Below are 18,653 nucleotides of genomic sequence, written 5' to 3'. Positions count from 1 at the left end.
AGAGAAAATGGGTCGGTGAATTATAATTTTTTTCTATCACATCAACCTTACATCAAAAGAAAAATCATGCACCTCATTGATAAAAACCTTTTTAAAATCATCATGAAGCGGATTCAAAATCAGATTATATTCGCCTTCATATTCATAGGGAAGAATAACTGAAGGAACTTTGAGCATGAGACTGCTTTTTTCTTTGAGCCAGTTTGTACCATATTCTACTTCAGTTGTATCAGGAGGAAGTTTTAAGATTTTCATTGATAGAATGGAATCTGGAACATATATAGAGGCATAAGCCATGTTTACAGGAGGCATTGATTTGTCTGTATGAACAAGAATTTCAAGAGCAGCAAGAGACAGTGAAGATGAGGTATACAACGCTGGATAACCTTTTTCATTCCAGCGCCCGCCAAAAAGCTCTGCACCTCTACCCGATAAATTTTCTATGCGTTCTTTGCGTGCAATTCTGAATACAATCATGAGAACACACCGTATTCAATACGGCCAAGAATATCCATTACTTCTTCTGCACCAAAGCGGGAACTCATTGCCTGTACAGGAGTTATCCCACCCAGAACATTATTCGGTGATTTCAGCCATTTTACGGCATTTTCCTGAGAGCCAAAAATCTCCTTTGCTTTTTCGTAAGCTCTCATGAGGGAAATAGTTACTTCTGCTGCCTGCTGAGGAATATTCTGATCTGGTTTTAGTCGTGAAAGAGTTCGTGCACTTGTACCTGCAATACCTGCAAAATCTTTATCTGTGTACTTAAAAATTACATGAACAAAGCTGTTGTATTCATTTTTTTGAACTCCATTAACTGCCATCATACGACAATTTACAGGTGTATATTGTTTTGGTTTATTCATAAGCACCTCCAGACAAAAAAAACGCCAACTGACGTCTATTATAACGCCAATTGACGCTTATAAGCAAGTTATTTATTTTTCAAAAAAAAACAATCTTTATATCTAAACAAGGCAGAGTTCCCTTGCGGGTATGTTTCCTTTTTTGTATAGTAGAATTAAAAAGGAGATTTAGAAAATGAAAAACTATTTCAAAAATTTCGCCGCACTTGCCCTAAGTGTTTTGCTGGTTGCCGGAATTACAGCTTGTAATAATGAGTTTGAATCAGGCAATATTAACGAAGCCCAAAAAGTTCAGATAATCCTCGACAACGACTTTGTTACCATCAGAATGGTAAATAATGACGCCCGAGCCATAACAGAGCAGGTTCCCTACACAAAAAAGGACTGGGCCTACAGTACCACAACAGTTACCTATGGCGGAGTTAGTGACACAACAGAGTTTTACAGCAAAAACTCAAGCATTAATGTAGAATGTAAAAAAGAAGGCGAATACACCTTTAAATCTACAGCCTACAAGACAGACAAAGAGACTATTATTGCCACCTCTGATCCAGTAATTAAAAATATTACCACTGCCAATGGTAATTCTGATTTGACCATAACCTATACAAATTTCGAAAGTTATGAAGTAACCATCGGCGTAACAGGGACAATTGAAAACCAGTGGGGGGAACAGAAAGAAAACATCGCTGCTTTATCTAAAGATTGGTTCGAAAATGAAAATGCACCTTCAAAAGACAAAGTTAAATCTATCACTTTTATCAAAAATGCAAATACCGTATCCTTCACAAAAGCATGGTCTGGAGGAGAATACGTTACAGTTTATTATAATTCAAATAATGAAAGCATAGTTATTTCTGCTGCAGAACGTACTATTGCTGCGCCAAAAGATTGTTCATTACTTTTTCGTGGTTTTAACTACGCAAAATCTATAGATTTGAAAAATTTTGATACATCAAATGTAACTAACATGCGTGGTATGTTTATCAACTGCTATAGACTTACTACTCTTGATGTAAGTAATTTTGACACATCAAAGGTTACTAATATGGATAGTATGTTTTACGGTTGCTCAGAACTTACTACTCTTGATGTAAGTAATTTTGACACTTCAAAAGTTAGCAATATGTACAACATGTTTTACGATTGCTCAAATCTTACTACTCTTGATTTAAGAAATTTTGATACTTCTAATGTTACCAATATGAGCAGCATGTTCATGCATTGTCGTAATTTAAAAACTCTTGACGTAAGCAACTTTGACACTTCAAAAGTTACCTATATGGGTTATATGTTCAAATGCTGTCATAATATTAAAACTCTTGATTTAAGAAATTTTGATACTTCAAATGTTACTAGTTATGTTTCAATGTTTGAGGAATGCTCTAGTCTTGACGTAACTTACAATCCAGCCACATGGACACTAAGCACAGACTGGGCAGGAGTAACCTTCACAGAAGAATAGTACAATTTGTATAGCAGTATTAAAAAGGAGATTTAGAAAATGAAAAACTATTTCAAAAATTTTGCCGCACTTGTCCTAAGTGTTTTGCTGGTTGCCGGAATTACAGCTTGTAATAATGAGTTTGACTCAGGTAATATCAACGAATCCCCAAAAGGTCAGATAATCCTCGACAACGACTTTGTTACTATCAGAATGGTAAATAATGAAGCCCGCGCCATAACAGAGCAGATTCCTTATACAAAAGAGGACTGGGCCTACAACACCACAACAGTTACCTATGGCGGAGTTAGTGACACAACCGAGTTTTACAGCAAAAACTCAAGCATTAATGTAGAATGTAAAAAAGAAGGCGAATACACCTTTAAGTCTACAGCCTACAAGGCAGATAAAGAGACTATTATTGCCACCTCTGATCCAGTAATTAAAAATGTTACCTTTGCCAATGGCGATTTTGATCTGACCATAACCTATACAAATTTCGAAAGTTATGAAGTTACAGCAGGCGTAACAGTAACAATAGAAAACAAGTGGGAGAAAGAAACTGCAATTTTATCTAAAAACTGGTTTAATAACAAAAATGCACCTTCAAAATCGAGTGTAAAGTCTATCAGTTTTATCAAAAAAGCTTATACAGGTCCCTTTACCAAAACATGGTCTGGAGGAGAAAACGTTACAGTTTATTATAATTCAAATGATGGAAGTATAGTTGTTTCTGCTGCAGGTCTTACTATTTTTGCGCCAAAAGATTGTTCAGGATTTTTTAATGCTTTTCAATGCGTAGAATCTATAGATTTGAAAAATTTTGATACTTCTAATGTTACTAGTATGAGAAGAATGTTCGGTTCATCTAATGATTTGAGTTGCATAAATCTTACAACTCTTGATGTAAGCAATTTTGATACTTTTAATGTTACTGATATGAGCGAAATGTTCTATAAATGCAAAAAACTTACAACCCTTGACATAAGCAGCTTTGATACTTCTAATGTTACCAATATGTCAAGCATGTTTTCTATGTCAAATCTTGCTAATCTTGACTTAAGTAATTTTAATACTTCTAAGGTTACCAATATGTTCTGCATGTTTGAATTCTGTTCAAATCTTACTAGTCTTGACTTAAGTAATTTTGACACCTCTAATGTTACCAATATGGCCCGCATGTTTTTTATGTGTTCAAATCTTGTTAATCTTGACATAAGTAATTTTGATACTTTTAATGTTACCAATATGGCCGAAATGTTTAACTATTGTCGAAATCTTGCCAGTCTTGACTTAAGTAATTTTGATACTTCTAATGTTACCAATATGACTGGTATGTTTGGCCAATGTGATAAACTTGCTAGTCTTGCCTTAAGTAATTTTGATACTTCTAATGTTACCAATATGTCAAGCATGTTTTCCAATTGCCACAATCTTGCTAGTCTTGACTTAAGAAATTTTGATACCTCTAATGTTACCAACATGTCCAACATGTTTTGCCAATGTGGTATTGCCAGTCTTGACTTAAGTAATTTTGACACTTCTAATGTTACCAATATGGCCTACATGTTTTTCCAATGTGATATTGCTAGTCTTGACGTAAGCAACTTTGACACTTCAAAAGTTACCGATATGAGTTATATGTTCTATAACTGTTATAATATTAGAACTCTTGATTTAAGAAATTTTGATACTTCTAGTGTTACACGTAAAGATTCGATGTTTTATTTAACCATTAGTACCTTAAAAGTAATTTACACCCCAGCCACTTGGACATTAGGCACAGACTGGCCATCAGGAATTACTTTTACAACAAAATAGGACAATCATCTATTAATTCGATTCAAAATCGCAAACGGGCAAGAACTCTGTTCTTGCCCGTTTCATTTACCCTCTAATAACTAATATAATCCACAGCCGTTTTTTCTTTCTTCCGGATGTGCAACCTCGAAGCCACACTTTGCTTCGGCATTCAAGTCACGGAGTTCCTTCTTACCATCAATGTAAAGTTGGTAGTCAATGCCGGTTCCTTCATAGCCGCAGCCTACGTCCCAGTCGTCGCCGAGGGAGTCTTTTATAATCTGTTCGCGTTCTTCGCGGGTGGTATCTTTAATTAATATGCTTTTCATAAAATTGCCTCATTTTAATATGCCGGTAAAATTATTTCAATTCCCGAATATTATCAATTGACTTCTTTATAAAGGCAATATCTCGTTTTCCGGAAGTAGCAATAGGAAATGAAAGCCAGGAACAGAATAAATGAGGAACTGCATCAGGAAGAACAAGAAGATTCTTTAGGCTGCTTTGCAGTTCCCTCAAATATTCCATTTCTTTAGCAGGATTATTATTTATAATGTCAGCTGCTTCATTTTCCCAAACTATATGAGCAACTAATTCATTAATATTATTCGGGTGTGTCTGAACTTCACATATTTTTACATTTTTTGATGACTGTATTGCAGCCTCTACATCAAAATTATAAATTGTCTTACCGTTTATTACAGAGCAGTCACTCTTGCGCCCCAAAACAACAAGGCTCCCATCCGGATTAATATATCCTATATCTCCAGTCTTACACCATTTTTCTCCATTTTCATCAATATAAAAATAGTCTTCTGTTGCTTCTTTGTTATTCAGATACTCGAGCATGCAAACTTCCGATTTTACCATTATGTTTCCACGCTCTTTGTACTTTAATTCTTTATGATTTTCATCAAAGACTCCTATGATTGCAATATCACGTAAAGGAATGCCTGATGCACTGTTAGAAAATTTATAATTTGTTATATCAGTTGTTACTGTAGTTCCACTCTCACATTGTCCATATCCACTTAACATACGAGCCTTACAGCCATGAGTTTTAAGAACAGACTCAATCTGCTCAACATCTTTTGCTGTTAGAACTTCTCCTCCACTAAATGGATATTTTAAGAAACTTAAAGATTTTCCTTTCAGTTTTTTCAGACTTTTTTCAAGTGTAAAGCCCTGATACATTATTGCACTGGTAAGTATATATTCAGGCTTAAATTTCAGTACATTTTTGACAAATAAATATTGATCAAAACGAGGATCTATACAGATTTTGACGCCATAAGATAACGGAAAATTTATACTGAGGCTTAAACCTGTCAAATGCCATGGCGGAACATTCTGGTAAATAGACTTTCCTCTTGTAATTTCAAAGCCTGAATTACCATACGCATTAATCAATTTTTGAAAACTATCTACAGATAAAACAATTCCCTTTGACGCTCCTGTTGTTCCACTTGAATAAACCATTGCTAAAGGCTTATGAACCTCATAAGGACAAACCGAAGTTTCTTTCTGATTATTTCCAATTTTGATAAATGTATTCCAGCTGATTTCATTGCTTTTATTAATCTTAATACGTTTTGAAAAAAATCTGAGAACTGTAGAATTCATCAAAGGAAGAATTACAACTTTTTTATCTGGATGCTCTGAAAATATTTCCCGATATTTTGGAAAAAATCTGTCTGCAAAAATGATAACCTTGCTTTTACACTCATCAATACGCATCAGAAAATCTTTTTCAGAAAAAAAAGGAGATATAATATTAGCAGCGGCCCCAATCTTACTTAATGCATAAAATGTATAGATTACCTCAGGAGTTGTTGTAGAACATATTGTTACAAAATCTCCATTCTTTACACCGAGTTTTTCCAGAGATTTTGCAACTCTATTTATATTCTCAAATAATTTGCCATAAGAAATTTTTGCACCAAAATATTCAATAGCAGTCTCGGAAAGATGATTTTTATTATTCTTTATCAGACCAATATATGGAGTTGTATTCAGAAATAAATCTTTTCGTTCAGCTCCTTCGTAAAACTGATTCCAAGGTTTATCAATACTTGGATATCCGGTTTTTATAGACTGAGAATTCTCTTGTGAAAACATTTTTTATATCTCCAGCTATATTTTAAAATTTTAAGGTTCCGACTACTGTAGTTTCGTCATCATCATAAGAAGGAGTTTTATTCTTTTTATTTCTAGGACTCTGACTGTCGATTTCTTCAGCGTAGGCTATTTTTTCAGCACGACTTAAAAGACCACCCGATGTCTTTTTCGAAGCTTTAACTTTAGGAGATGTAAGGAATGCAAAAAGACTGCCGCACAAACCTCCGGCAATACAGATGATAATTTTTACAGCACCCGCCCCAGTAAAAATTTCAAGAAAAATAAATAGAATTATTACTGCAGCAAAAGAAAGAGGAAAAGTCTTTTTGGAAAAGGACATAAAGGCATTAAGAAAAATCATCATGCAGACAACAGGAACCGCACCTTGAAGACTTTCTACACAGAAGCAGGCATTCAAAACTCCGGCAAATAAAGCCGACACAAAAATCATAATTCCTATAATTACAGAACCATAACGCTCTTCCATTGCTGGTCCCAGAAGCATTATAAGAATCAGATTGGTAATAAGGACAGAGCCGTCTCCTGCTCCAAAGATATATAATAGAAGACGAATATACGATAAAGGCTGTTTTACAATAAAGGGCAGCGCTCCAGCCTGAGTTGTCGGAGACGCCAGAATCTTTTCCATTGAGCCGTTTTTTATTACAAAACTATTTAATAGAAAGAGAACTGCACAGATTATTACAAATGAAAGAGTAACCGGAGCATCATACGAAACTTTAAGATTTATTTTAAACTTCTTTTTACTCATAAATAGAGTATAGCATGAAATCTGTAAAAAACGTATGAATTTTCAGTAATTTTACAGCATCCTGGTGCTTTTCTTATATTCTTCAAAACCTGGTTTTCGCGCCTGATGTTTATCTGCCAGAGGAATACTTACAAAAAGGAACATAAGAGTATTTACAGTTGCTCCTGTTAGAAGTATAAGATTTCCACCCAGTGCTACAACACTTGCAAGTCCAATACCCCACCACATAAGAATCTCGCAGGCATAGTTTGGATGGCGGGATTTTTTCCATAAACCGGTATGAATAAAACCTGCTGTACCGGAATTTCTGAACGCATGCATCTGGATATCTGCTATTCCCTGGAATATAACTGCAAGAAAGCTTATAGCTATAAACACTATACACCACGGCTGAAAAACAGCACCTTCATGTACTACAGTAACAGCAGGAAGAATACAAAGATAAACAACAATAGTTGGAAACAGATGAATTCCAAAAAAGTTTACAAAACCATAGAGTTTTCCAGATTTCTGACGTAACATTACATAACGCCAGTCCTGATATTCAAAACTTTCAAAATTATAAGCCCAGTTTGCAGTCAGGCGGAATGCCCAGAAAGCTACGACAGCAAAAAGAAGCAGAGAAAGAACGAGACTGCCTGACAATTCAGAAAAATCACAAACCTTAGCAATTGTAGCTGCTAGAATTACAGGCGGTTGTACACTCCAGTATGGATCATATACAGAAGCATTATTAAATACGAGACTAAAAATAAAGACAATTACAGTTGCTGTAATATCAGCCAGTAAAAGTGAAATCTGATAGGAATAAGTCGCATTGAAAAACTCATAAGCGAAAATTCCGCCGAATACAGCAAGAATATAAACTAAAATAATCACAGCAAGAGCTGCAAATCTGTTTTTAATCATAATTCAATTATACACGCAAATTTACTTTTTATCTTCTTTTTTTGCCTTTTTTGTGCTATATTATACGTATGAGCGATTACAGCAATCAGATATCACAGGCAGGAAGCGGTGTTGCAGAAGATGCCTCTATCACACTTCCTCCAGAACGAAAGGTTGTCTTCTATAATGATGACTTTACGACAATGGAATTTGTCGTAGACGTTCTTGTATCTATTTTTAACAAGTCTCATAGCGAAGCAGAAGAGTTGATGCAGACTGTGCATCAGGAAGGATCTTCTGTTGTAGGCGTTTATACTTATGATATTGCTGTCTCACGCACAAACCTTACTATACAGGCAGCACGAAAAAACGGATTTCCGTTAAGGGTAGAAGTTGAGTAATCAGGAAAAACCACAGGGCAGCGTAAAACAGATGAAGGTGAGCACCATGCTCAGCCGAATTCTGTCTGAGTCGCTCTTAGTTGCAAAAGATTTTCATCACGAATTTTTCACCCCCGAGCATGTGCTTGCCACTGCCATTAGAGATGAATTTGTTGAACAGCTGCTTGCAAATAGTGGTGGTGATACAAAAGAACTCAAAAGTGAAGTAAGCAATTATCTCACAACCAAACTTCCTGTAATTTCCGAAAATGCAAATCCTGAAATAATTAAAGCTCCTGTTGAATCAGCTGGTTTTCAGGCTATGATGAACCGCGCCGTTTTCCACTGTATTTCGTGCGATTCAGACATGATTGATATTACCGATATTCTTTTGAGTATGTTCGACGAAAGCAAGAACTACAGTTCTTATTTTTTGAAAACCTGTGGTGTTGAACGACTCAAGCTAATGGAGAATATTACAAAGGTTAGACCTCCTAAAAAGAATCCGCAAAATCAAAATCAGATTCCTGGTGATATGCCGGGCTCAAATAATCAGGGCGGTCTAAAACGTTTCGCAGTTAATATGACAGAACAGGCCGCAAAAGGCGCTTATGATGTTCTTGTTGGCCGCGAAGCCGAACTTGAACGTACAATCCAGATTCTTTGCCGCCGTTCAAAAAATAACCCGCTGCATGTTGGTGATGCAGGTGTTGGTAAAACAGCAATTACACAGGGACTCGCACAGCGCATTGTAAATGGTCAGGTTCCAGACCTTCTTAAAGGCTACACTATCTATGCGCTTGATATCGGACTTCTTCTTGCTGGTTCTAAGTTCCGCGGTGATTTTGAAGAGCGATTACATTCTGTAATTGACGAACTCAAAGAAAAGAAGAAATCAATCTTATTTATAGATGAAATTCATATGATTATGGGAGCAGGTTCTAACGGATCAACTCAGGTTGATGCAGCTAATCTTTTAAAGCCTGTTCTTGCAAGCGGTGAAATTAAGTGTATCGGCTCTACAACTTTTGAAGAGTTTTCAAAGAACTTTGAAAAAGACCGAGCCCTCGCCCGTCGTTTCCAGAAGATTGATATTCTTGAACCTTCTCAGAAAGAAACTGTTCAGATTGTAAAAGGTCTGATTCCTAAATTCGAAAAACATCATAATGCGGTATATTCAGACGGCGCTGTAGAAGAAGCTGTAAAACTTTCGATTCAGTTTATGCCGGACCGCCGCCTTCCAGACAAGGCAATTGATATTATTGATGAAGCCGGCTCATACCAGCACATCCTGAAATCAGGCGGCTTCACCGGTAGGCGCGACTCACGCACCGGCACCGTCTCACACCCCGGTCTCGTCGCAACCGCGCCACAGCCGGTCCGTGTTACCACAGACATTATCCGCCGCGTTACGTCCCGCATCGCAAAAGTTCCGCTGGACACTCTCCGCGGCGAAGAAAAAGATTCACTGCGAACAATAGAAGCTACACTCTCTCAGAGTATTTTCGGTCAGGATACTGCCGTCACAACTCTTGGAAAAGCCGTTAAACGAGCCCGCGCCGGATTCCGTAATCCGGAAAAACCTGAAGCCTGCTATCTTTTTGTAGGACCTACAGGCTGCGGAAAAACAGAGCTTGCCCGCACCTTAGCCGCCATCCTCAAGGAACCACTTCTCCGCTACGACATGAGTGAGTATCAGGAAAAGCATACTGTAAGCCGTCTCGTCGGCTCTCCTCCAGGATACGTTGGTTTTGAAGAAGGCGGACAGCTTGTAAAAGACGTCCGCAAAAATCCGCATGCAGTAATTCTCTTTGACGAAATTGAAAAGGCAAACGAAGATATATACAATGTTCTGCTTCAGGTAATGGACTACGGTCAGCTTACCGATAATCAGGGACGCAAGGCAGACTTCCGCTCATGCATTATCATCATGACAAGTAATGCCGGTGCCCGCGAACTTGAAAAAGGCAGTATTGGTTTTGGCGATGCCACACCTGCAAATATAGAAGCTTCACTCAAGGACGCAGTAAGCCGCGAGTTCCCTCCGGAATTCCGTAACCGTCTCGATGCCGTAATTCCATTTAATTATCTGGATATTGAAGTTGCAAAGAAGGTTTGCCGCAAGGAAATCGACCGCCTTGCTCAGCGCATGAAGGAAAAGAAAGTTCAGCTCACTGTTACAGATCGCGCCGTTCAGTACATTACAGAACTCGGCTATTCAAAGGAATTCGGAGCACGCAATATTGCCCGTACTGTTGAAGATGAAATTGCCGACCGCCTTGTAGATGAAGTTCTTTTTGGAAAGCTCGAAAAGGGCGGTGCAGTAACTGCAGATTATAAAAACTCCGGCAAAACAACCCTCTCATCAAAATCTCAAAATGGTATAACTTTCACTTATGGAAAAGAAAACAACTAGGCTCATAAAATGGATTCTGCTGATTTCTTCATTCATCGCACTTCTCGTTTTTGCCATTTTGTTCTATGCCGTTTTTCTTTCTGCCCGAGCCAGAATCCAGAATCAAAGTGATTATAATCCATCAGATACTTGTCTGTATCATGTAATCATAACAGGAACCTACGAAAATCAGAGCTTTCTTTCTGAAGTATATAAGGGAGCAGCCAGACTTGCAGGCGCTTACAAAACGATTGTAGACCTGCATGTTCCAAACTCACAGGCAGACACAGAATCTCTACAGAGCCTTCTGGATTACTGTTCATTTATGAACGCAGACGGAATCATTATCTATATGGATTCTGCAGAAGAACCACCTGTTCTCCTTACACGTTCCGATTCTCCAGAAATTCCGATTATCACAGTTGGACAGTTTTCTCCAAATATGCAGCAGATTTCTTTTATCGGAACCAACAACTGGCAGCTTGGAAAAAAAATCGCAGATGAATCTCAGACACTTTTACCAAATGGTGGAAATGTTTACATTCTCGAAGAATCTGCAAACCAAAGCTCAAACAGCCTCATAAACAGTATTCATGCTGCCTTACAGGATAATTACAATATTACGACAACAGTAATTGATAAACTATCTTCAGAAATTCAGCTTCAAGGTACAAACAATATCTTCATTTCACTTACAGAAGATGACACCATTACATCTGCTCAGATTCTTTCTGAACAGTTTAATATGACTCAATATAAGCTTATTGGCTTTGGCGGTAACGAAGTATGCCAGCTCTATCTTCAAAAGGGCTGGATAGAAAAACTTGTTTCTCTGGATCCTGAAAAAATCGGAGAAACTGCAATTCGTGAATTATTTGAATACCGCACAAAGGGTTACGCAAACAGTTACATTACAGCAGATGTAAAAATCAGCACGGCACTGAGGTAAAAGTTATGATGAAGTTAAATCTAATCAACTACATCAGAAACAAAAGCCTCCGCTGGCGAATTATGATCTGTATCGCAATTGCGACTCTCATACTTTTTGCCAGTCTGCTTACTACAATGCGTCTCTCGCTTTATTCAATGAATAACCTTGGAGCTTCATATAAATCCAACTCTGAACTTACACATTTCTCACAGGCTGTTACTACAACAGAAAAAGCCATGGAAGATTATGTAAGCTACCGTACCTTTGAAAGTATTGATGCTTACTATAACTCACGCACAAAGGTTGAAGATTACTTTGAAAAGTTTCAGGAGTTCCCTTCAAAAAATGAAGTTGCTCATAAAGAATATATTGTTCATCAGCTAACTGAAGCATTTCTCTACTATAGTAATCTTGCAATTTCTGCACGACGTGCGAATAATGAAGATGAGATTTCGCTGAACTACAGTTATGCAATGGACAGTTATAACTATCTGCTTTCTCAGATTCTCGAACTGAACAATCTTCGCCTTCAACAGAATGCTGAGCGTTACGAAGCAAATCAATCAAAAATCGTAATCTCAAATACACTGGGTGTTGTTTTCTTCCTTATCTTTTCTATTTTAATTTTCTTTGTACTCTACTTCACTATCACTTCAATCATGGATCCACTTGTGGAAATTTCTGAAGTTGCACATAAAGTTGCCCGCCGTAATTTTGACGTTCCGCTTTTTAACCGTGAATCAAATGATGAAATCGGAAACATCTGTAAAGCTTTTGACCGAATGATTATCAGTATCCGCGAATACATCGATACAATCTGGGAAAAGGCCCGTACCGAAGCAGAACTAAAGGAAAAGGAAATTGAAATGCAGGCGCTTTATACAGATGCCCAACTCCGCGCCCTTCAGAATCAGATAAACCCGCACTTCCTTTTCAATACACTGAATACCGGTGCCCAGCTTGCCATGATGGAAAATGCCGACAAGACCTGTTACTTTATTGAACAGGTTGCAGATTTCTTCCGCTATAATATTCAGCAGCAGAGCCGCACAGTTTCAATTGACGAAGAACTCGCTTTGGTAGATAATTTTGTATATATAATGAAGGTGCGTTTTGGTAACCGCCTTGAATTTATAAAAAAGATTCCCGAAGGTTCTTTCCCTCAGCAGATTCCTTCAATGACATTACAGCCTCTTGTTGAAAACTGTATTAAGCACGGACTCAAAAATTCAAAAGGAAAAGTCTGCCTTGAAGTTTCAATTGAAGACAAATATATCGTCATAAGTATTTCTGATAATGGAGAAGGAATGCCTGAACAGACTCGAAAAGCTGTTTTTGAAGCTGTTGCTTCCGGAACTACAAGACTTGCACCAGAAGTGCTGGATGATAATTCTACACATAATGGAACAGGTCTTATCAGTGTTTTCCTGAGACTTCGACTTCAGTTTCATAGGGATGATCTTTTTGATATTACTGATGCAGAGGGAACTTCAGAAACCCCTGGCACAAAGTTTATAATCAGGATTCCAAAGCATGTTTAATATATTAGTAACAGATGATGAACAGATTGTAATCGATTCTCTTTCCTTCATAATCAACAAAAACTTTGCTGATGAAGCCCGTGTATTTACTGCACTTTCCGGCACAGAAGCAATTGAAATTGTTATGAAAGAAAATATCGACATTATGTTCATGGACATCAACATGCCTGGACTCAGCGGACTTGAAACTGTAAGTGTAATCACAAAGCTCAAACCGAATATTGTTTTTGTGATTTTAAGTGCTTTTGACCGCTTCCAGTATGCACAGGAAGCAATCAATCTTGGAGCCTATAAATATATAACAAAGCCGGTAAACAGAAATGTTGTAATAGAAACTATCAGAGGCGCAATGCAGCTGGTTCAGGAAAAACAGGGTAAGCTTTCTGCCGATATGGAGCTTCACAAAAAACTCGACCTTGTTTCTCCAATGATTGAAAATGATTTTATCTATGCCTGTATCTACAACAATGATAAATCTATAGATCTATCTTCTTACCTCGATTATTTTAATCTTACCGATAATCCGTGGGTTTTCTGCTGTTTTGAGTTCCCAAACATCAATTCAGATAACCAGTACAGCACATACTTAAAGATTCATGAACTTTTAAATACAGAGCACCGCTGTCTTGTAAGCAGCTTTATCATGAACCGTATTGTAGTATTTTTCCCCATTTTTTCTGTTACCCCTGAATATTCAGAAATCCAGGAACAGATTAAAAAATTCTACACTACCCTCAGCTATAATATTACAACAGGAATCCGTGCCGGAGTAAGCACAATCTTTTCTGATAAAACAAAACTTCAGGCTTCTTACAGTGAAGCACTTTCTGCGCTTAATAAATCAGCATCAGGCGGCGGACTTATCTTTTCTGATGGAATGAGTTTTACCGGTGAGCAGGAATCAACCTTAAAGAAATCAAGTACCGGAGAATTCAAAAATCAGATTATAAACAAACTTTCATCTGGAGATTCAAATGGAGTAAAATCTTTCCTTGAACTCTTTACTTCTGAATTGATTTCCCAGCAGCTTCCTGGAGATAAAATCAAAAATTCATTCTTTGAATTAATTGTTACGGCAAACAATGCAACAAAAGAACAGAACAAAGCTTTTTCAAGCGATACTTTCGATAATGCATTTGCAACGCTCAGTACAGAAAATGATATTAAACTGATAAAAGAGTTTGCCCAGAAATTCCTTATGGAATGTACACAGGCAGTTTCCAGTGTTAAAAAGGCAGAAGAAAATCCTATCATTAAGAAAGTGTGCACATATGTTGATGAAAATCTTTCACAGGATATTTCACTCGAAACTGCTGCAGACTTTGCAGGTGTAAGTTCCTTCTATTTAAGTAAGCTTTTCAAAGAAGAAAAAGGTGAAACTTTCATCAATTTTATTTCTGACAAGAGGCTTGAAAAATCACGTCAGCTTCTGTCTGAAACCAATCTTTCTATTAAAGAGATTACTGCTGAGGTTGGTTATAATGACCAGAACTACTTCAGCCGAATATTTAAAACAAAGTACGGCCTTTCACCAAAGGAATACAGGAAGGTAAAATAAAATGTTAAAAAAGTTTCGTTATGTGCTGACAGTAACACTCTGTCTCTCAACTATTTATTTTGTTTCCTGTAAAAAACAGGAAGCCTCTTCTACAATCCGACAGCCTTCTGCTGCACCGGCAAAGTCTCTGACTATAGGATTTTCCATTGATACGCTTGCAATCGAACGCTGGCAGCGCGACATGGATGTTTTTATTAACAAGGTAAAGGAAATGGGCGCGGACGTAATTGTCCAGAATGCCGGCAACAGCATTGAAGAGCAGAACCGTCAGCTTATGTATCTGCTCGAACGCAATGTTGATTGTGTTGTTGTTCTTCCTAAAGATGCTGCATCTATTACAGAAAGCGTACAGAAGCTTCGCGCAAAAAATATTCCTGTTATTTCTTATGACCGCCTTGCTCTTAATGCCGATGTAAACCTTTATCTCACTATCGACAGTGAGAAGGTTGGCGAGCAGATGGCCCAGGAAATGCTCAGATGCACAAAGGGACAAAACTGGTATTGCATTCTTGGACCTTCAGAAGATTATAATATGACTCTTATTATGGATGGAATAAAACGTATTTTGCGAAACACATCCGTTCATATTAATCATACTTTCTATACCGACGGCTGGAATTACGATCTTTCTTATCAGGAAATGGTTAGAATTCTTAAAAGTGATATTTTCCCAGATGCCATTATATGCGGAAACGATGCGGTTGCAGCCAGCGTCATTCAGGCAATTAACCGCTACTATCCGGATACACATATTCCTGTATGCGGACAGGATGCTGATATTTCAGCCTGTCAGTATATTATTCAGGGAAAACAGGACTTTACCATCTACAAACCAATCATTCAGCTTGCAGAAGTTGCAGCAGAATGCGCAGTTCACCTTGCCCGCAAGGAAGATATATCTGAAAACCGCTTCAGAATCCGCCCTATCAACAATGGTTTTGCTGAAATTCCTGCAATCTGGCTCGAACCAACCCATGTTGATAAATATAATCTGGATAAAGTAATTATAGAATCCGGCTTCCATAGTGCTGCTTCTATCTATAAAAATTAGCACAATTTAAACCACAAAAAAATCTAGATTTAACATATTTTCCTAGTACAAATCCCCTAAACAAAATAAGAAAATAGCAAAATTCTTAAGATTTTGCGTGAATTTCAGGACTTTTAATACGCTATACTCCTATATGTATAAAAGAGCCGTTGGCTCTAATAAAAAAAAATTTAGGAGTGTTTTTTTCTATGAAAAAAATTATCGCTATTCTTTTGGCAGTTGCTACATTATCAACTGCAGTATTTGCAAAAGCAAAAGCAAAAGTAGGTGTTTCAATGCCTACAAAAGACCTTCAGCGCTGGAACCAGGATGGTGCAAACATGAAAGCTCAGCTCGAAAAAGCTGGTTATGATGTAGACCTCCAGTATGCAGCAAACGATATCCCAACACAGATATCTCAGCTCGAAAACATGATTACAGGAAAATGTAAGGTTCTCGTAATCGCATCTATCGATGGATCTGCTCTTTCTAACGTTCTTGCAACAGCTAAGAAAAAGAAGATTCAGGTAATTGCTTACGACCGCCTTATTATGGATACAGATGCAGTTACATACTATGCAACATTCGATAACTACAAAGTAGGTACTCTCCAGGGTGACTACCTTGTTGACAAGCTCGGACTCAAGAGCCGCTCAGCTTCTGACCCAGTTTATATGGAATTCTTCACTGGTGACCCAGGTGACAACAACATCAACTTCTTCTTCGGTGGTGCTATGGACGTTCTTAGACCATACCTCGAGAAGGGTGTAATCGTTTGCCGCTCAGGACAGACAGAAAAAGCACAGGCTGCTACTCTTAACTGGTCTACAGAAGAAGCTCAGAAGAGAATGGAAAACCTTATTACATCTAACAAGTACGGTCCAAAGGGAACAAAACTTGACGCTGTATACTGCTCTAACGACTCTACAGCTAACGGTGTAACAAACGCTCTCCTTTCTGCTGGTTATACAGCTGCTAACTTCCCAATCATCACTGGTCAGGACTGTGATATCATTTCTGTAAAGAACATGCTTAAGGGAACCCAGGCTATGTCTGTATTCAAGGATACACGTACACTCGCTTCAAAAGTATCTGAAATGGTTGACGCTATCCTCTCAGGAAAGAAAGCTCCTGTAAATGATACAAAGACATACAACAACAACGTAAAGGTTGTTCCATCATATCTTTGTGAACCAGTATTCGGTGATATCAATAACTACAAGACATTGCTTATTGATTCAGGATACTACAAGGAATCTGAACTTAAATAGTCAGACATGACTTGATTAAAGGGCTGTTCCTTCCGGTGGTGGAGTTAATCGAAACCACCAGACAGCCCTTTTTTTTAATCATCTACAAATTATTAATTAAAGAGGGTTCCAATGGCTAAAACATTATTGGAAATGAAAAATATTACCAAGTTATTTCCTGGCGTAAAAGCTCTGGATAACGTAAATCTGACCGTTGAAGAAGGTGAGATTCATGCTATTTGTGGTGAAAATGGTGCCGGAAAATCAACTTTGATGAATGTTCTGAGCGGTATTTATCCATATGGAACATACACAGGCGACATTGTATACGATGGTGAAATCTGTAAGTTCCAGACAATCAGGGACAGTGAGGCAAAAGGTATTGTAATCATTCATCAGGAGCTTGCCCTTGTTCCACTTCTCACAATCGGTGAGAATATGTTCCTCGGAAACGAAAGAGGATCTAAAGCAAAAATCAACTGGTCCGAGACCTTTGATAAATCAGATGAACTCTTAAGAATGGTTGGTCTTAAAGATTCATCAAAAACCTTAATTAAGGATATTGGTGTAGGTAAACAGCAGCTTGTAGAAATTGCAAAAGCACTCGGTAAGAACGTAAGACTTCTTATTCTTGACGAACCTACAGCATCTTTGAACGATACAGAAGCTAAGCATCTTCTTGACCTGCTTCTGGAATTCAAAAAACAGGGAATGACTTCAATTATCATTTCTCATAAATTGAACGAAGTTTCATATGTAGCTGATAAAATTACAGTTATTCGTGATGGTACATCTATCACATCCCTTGATAAAGCAAAAGATAACTTTACTGAAGATACTATTATTTCGGCCATGGTAGGACGTTCTCTTACAGACCGATTCCCTAAGCGCGAACCTCACATTGGTGAAGTTTGTTTTGAAGTTAAAAACTGGTGCGTAGACCATCCTGTATTTGATGGAATTAAGGTTTGCGATAACATCAACTTTAATCTTCGCAAAGGTGAAGTTCTTGGTATCTCAGGACTTATGGGTGCAGGACGTACAGAACTTGCAATGAGTATTTTCGGACACTCTTACGGTACAAACATCCATGGTCAAATATATATGAACGGAAAGGAAGTTTCCTTCCCTAATGTAAAATCTGCAATTAAAGCCGGCCTTGCTTATGTAACAGAAGACCGAAAAGGTAACGGACTTATTCTTACTGAATCAATCTGTAAGAATACAACTGCTGCAAAACCTGAAAAGATTTCAAAGCACTTTGTACTCGACTTTGATAAAGAGCGTCAGTATTCAGAACAGATGGCAAAAGAAATGCATACTAAGTGTGCAACTGTAATGGAAGATGTAGGAAACCTTTCCGGTGGTAACATGCAGAAGGTTCTTCTCGGAAAATGGCTTTTTGCAGAACCTGATATTCTGATTCTTGATGAACCTACACGAGGTATCGACGTAGGTGCTAAGTATGAAATCTACTGTATCATCAACAGAATGGTTGCTGAAGGTAAATCTGTAATTATGATTTCTTCTGAAATGCCTGAAATTCTTGGTATGTGTGACCGCATTTACGTAATGAATGAAGGTAAAATGATTGCAGAAATGAATGGTAAAGATGCAACTCAGGAAAAGATTATGACTGAGATTATTAACTCAGGTAAGACTGAGAACTTAGGAGAATAA

At 37.7% G+C, this 18,653-nt stretch carries 16 protein-coding genes; 10 read left to right on the top strand and 6 right to left on the bottom strand.

Going from position 1 to position 18,653, the window contains the following annotated elements; all coding sequences use genetic code 11:
• Positions 1-36 precede the first annotated feature (36 nt).
• Together BMY21_RS06855 and BMY21_RS06850 are read right to left on the bottom strand one after the other, a co-directional pair.
• The gene (locus tag BMY21_RS06855; protein ID WP_074642138.1) at positions 37-477 is read right to left on the bottom strand and encodes an RES family NAD+ phosphorylase; all 441 of its coding nucleotides are present in this window, start codon (positions 475-477) and stop codon (positions 37-39) included.
• Positions 474-866 (bottom strand): Xre family toxin-antitoxin system antitoxin, encoded by a 393-nt coding sequence (locus BMY21_RS06850; RefSeq protein WP_074642136.1) that lies wholly within the window; start codon positions 864-866, stop codon positions 474-476. Before BMY21_RS06850 ends, BMY21_RS06855 begins: the two co-directional genes overlap by 4 nt.
• A 175-nt stretch (positions 867-1,041) precedes the next feature.
• Here BMY21_RS06850 and BMY21_RS06845 point away from each other — a divergent pair, with 175 nt between their 5' ends.
• A complete protein-coding gene (locus BMY21_RS06845; protein ID WP_074642135.1) occupies positions 1,042-2,331 on the top strand; it encodes a BspA family leucine-rich repeat surface protein in 1,290 nt (429 codons plus the stop codon).
• 39 nt (positions 2,332-2,370) lie between these two features.
• Positions 2,371-4,131, top strand: a complete 1,761-nt coding sequence (locus tag BMY21_RS06840; RefSeq protein ID WP_074642133.1) for a BspA family leucine-rich repeat surface protein — start codon at positions 2,371-2,373, stop codon at positions 4,129-4,131.
• A gap of 80 nt (positions 4,132-4,211) precedes the next feature.
• On the opposite strand, the gene BMY21_RS06835 is transcribed toward BMY21_RS06840, so the two are convergent.
• From BMY21_RS06835 to BMY21_RS06820, 4 genes are read right to left on the bottom strand one after another with little or no spacing between them, the layout of a single operon-like run.
• Positions 4,212-4,439, bottom strand: coding sequence for a hypothetical protein (locus tag BMY21_RS06835; RefSeq protein ID WP_074642132.1), 228 nt, complete (start codon positions 4,437-4,439; stop codon positions 4,212-4,214).
• Positions 4,440-4,470: 31 nt separating this feature from the next.
• A complete protein-coding gene (locus tag BMY21_RS06830; RefSeq protein WP_074642130.1) occupies positions 4,471-6,228 on the bottom strand; it encodes a class I adenylate-forming enzyme family protein in 1,758 nt (585 codons plus the stop codon).
• A gap of 22 nt (positions 6,229-6,250) precedes the next feature.
• Complete coding sequence (locus BMY21_RS06825; RefSeq protein ID WP_074642128.1) at positions 6,251-7,000, bottom strand: rhomboid family intramembrane serine protease; 750 nt, start codon at positions 6,998-7,000, stop codon at positions 6,251-6,253.
• 51 nt (positions 7,001-7,051) lie between these two features.
• Positions 7,052-7,909 (bottom strand): DUF1295 domain-containing protein, encoded by an 858-nt coding sequence (locus BMY21_RS06820; RefSeq protein ID WP_074642127.1) that lies wholly within the window; start codon positions 7,907-7,909, stop codon positions 7,052-7,054.
• Positions 7,910-7,977: 68 nt separating this feature from the next.
• Between BMY21_RS06820 and BMY21_RS06815 the strand changes: the two genes are divergently transcribed.
• The 8 genes from BMY21_RS06815 to mmsA all read left to right on the top strand — a co-directional run bounded on the left by BMY21_RS06815 (position 7,978) and on the right by mmsA (position 18,653).
• A complete protein-coding gene (locus tag BMY21_RS06815; protein WP_074642125.1) occupies positions 7,978-8,289 on the top strand; it encodes an ATP-dependent Clp protease adaptor ClpS in 312 nt (103 codons plus the stop codon).
• Positions 8,282-10,684: an AAA family ATPase gene (locus BMY21_RS06810; RefSeq protein WP_369665168.1), complete on the top strand. Its 2,403-nt coding sequence runs from the start codon at positions 8,282-8,284 to the stop codon at positions 10,682-10,684. The genes BMY21_RS06815 and BMY21_RS06810 overlap by 8 nt, the downstream gene beginning before the upstream one ends.
• Positions 10,665-11,612, top strand: a complete 948-nt coding sequence (locus BMY21_RS06805; protein ID WP_074642123.1) for a sugar ABC transporter substrate-binding protein — start codon at positions 10,665-10,667, stop codon at positions 11,610-11,612. Before BMY21_RS06810 ends, BMY21_RS06805 begins: the two co-directional genes overlap by 20 nt.
• A 5-nt stretch (positions 11,613-11,617) precedes the next feature.
• Positions 11,618-13,135 (top strand): sensor histidine kinase, encoded by a 1,518-nt coding sequence (locus BMY21_RS06800; RefSeq protein ID WP_074642121.1) that lies wholly within the window; start codon positions 11,618-11,620, stop codon positions 13,133-13,135.
• The gene (locus tag BMY21_RS06795; RefSeq protein ID WP_074642120.1) at positions 13,128-14,693 is read left to right on the top strand and encodes a response regulator; all 1,566 of its coding nucleotides are present in this window, start codon (positions 13,128-13,130) and stop codon (positions 14,691-14,693) included. Before BMY21_RS06800 ends, BMY21_RS06795 begins: the two co-directional genes overlap by 8 nt.
• A gap of 1 nt (position 14,694) precedes the next feature.
• The gene (locus BMY21_RS06790) at positions 14,695-15,744 is read left to right on the top strand and encodes a sugar ABC transporter substrate-binding protein (RefSeq protein ID WP_074642118.1); all 1,050 of its coding nucleotides are present in this window, start codon (positions 14,695-14,697) and stop codon (positions 15,742-15,744) included.
• Between the two features lie 188 nt (positions 15,745-15,932).
• Positions 15,933-16,994 (top strand): multiple monosaccharide ABC transporter substrate-binding protein, encoded by a 1,062-nt coding sequence (chvE, locus tag BMY21_RS06785; RefSeq protein WP_074642117.1) that lies wholly within the window; start codon positions 15,933-15,935, stop codon positions 16,992-16,994.
• A 111-nt stretch (positions 16,995-17,105) separates the two neighbouring features.
• Positions 17,106-18,653 (top strand): multiple monosaccharide ABC transporter ATP-binding protein, encoded by a 1,548-nt coding sequence (mmsA, locus tag BMY21_RS06780; protein WP_074642115.1) that lies wholly within the window; start codon positions 17,106-17,108, stop codon positions 18,651-18,653.

The organism is Treponema bryantii, from assembly GCF_900111035.1.
Classification (GTDB): Bacteria; Spirochaetota; Spirochaetia; order Treponematales; family Treponemataceae; genus Treponema_D; species Treponema_D bryantii_C.
This window is presented reverse-complemented; position numbering and strand designations above follow the sequence as displayed.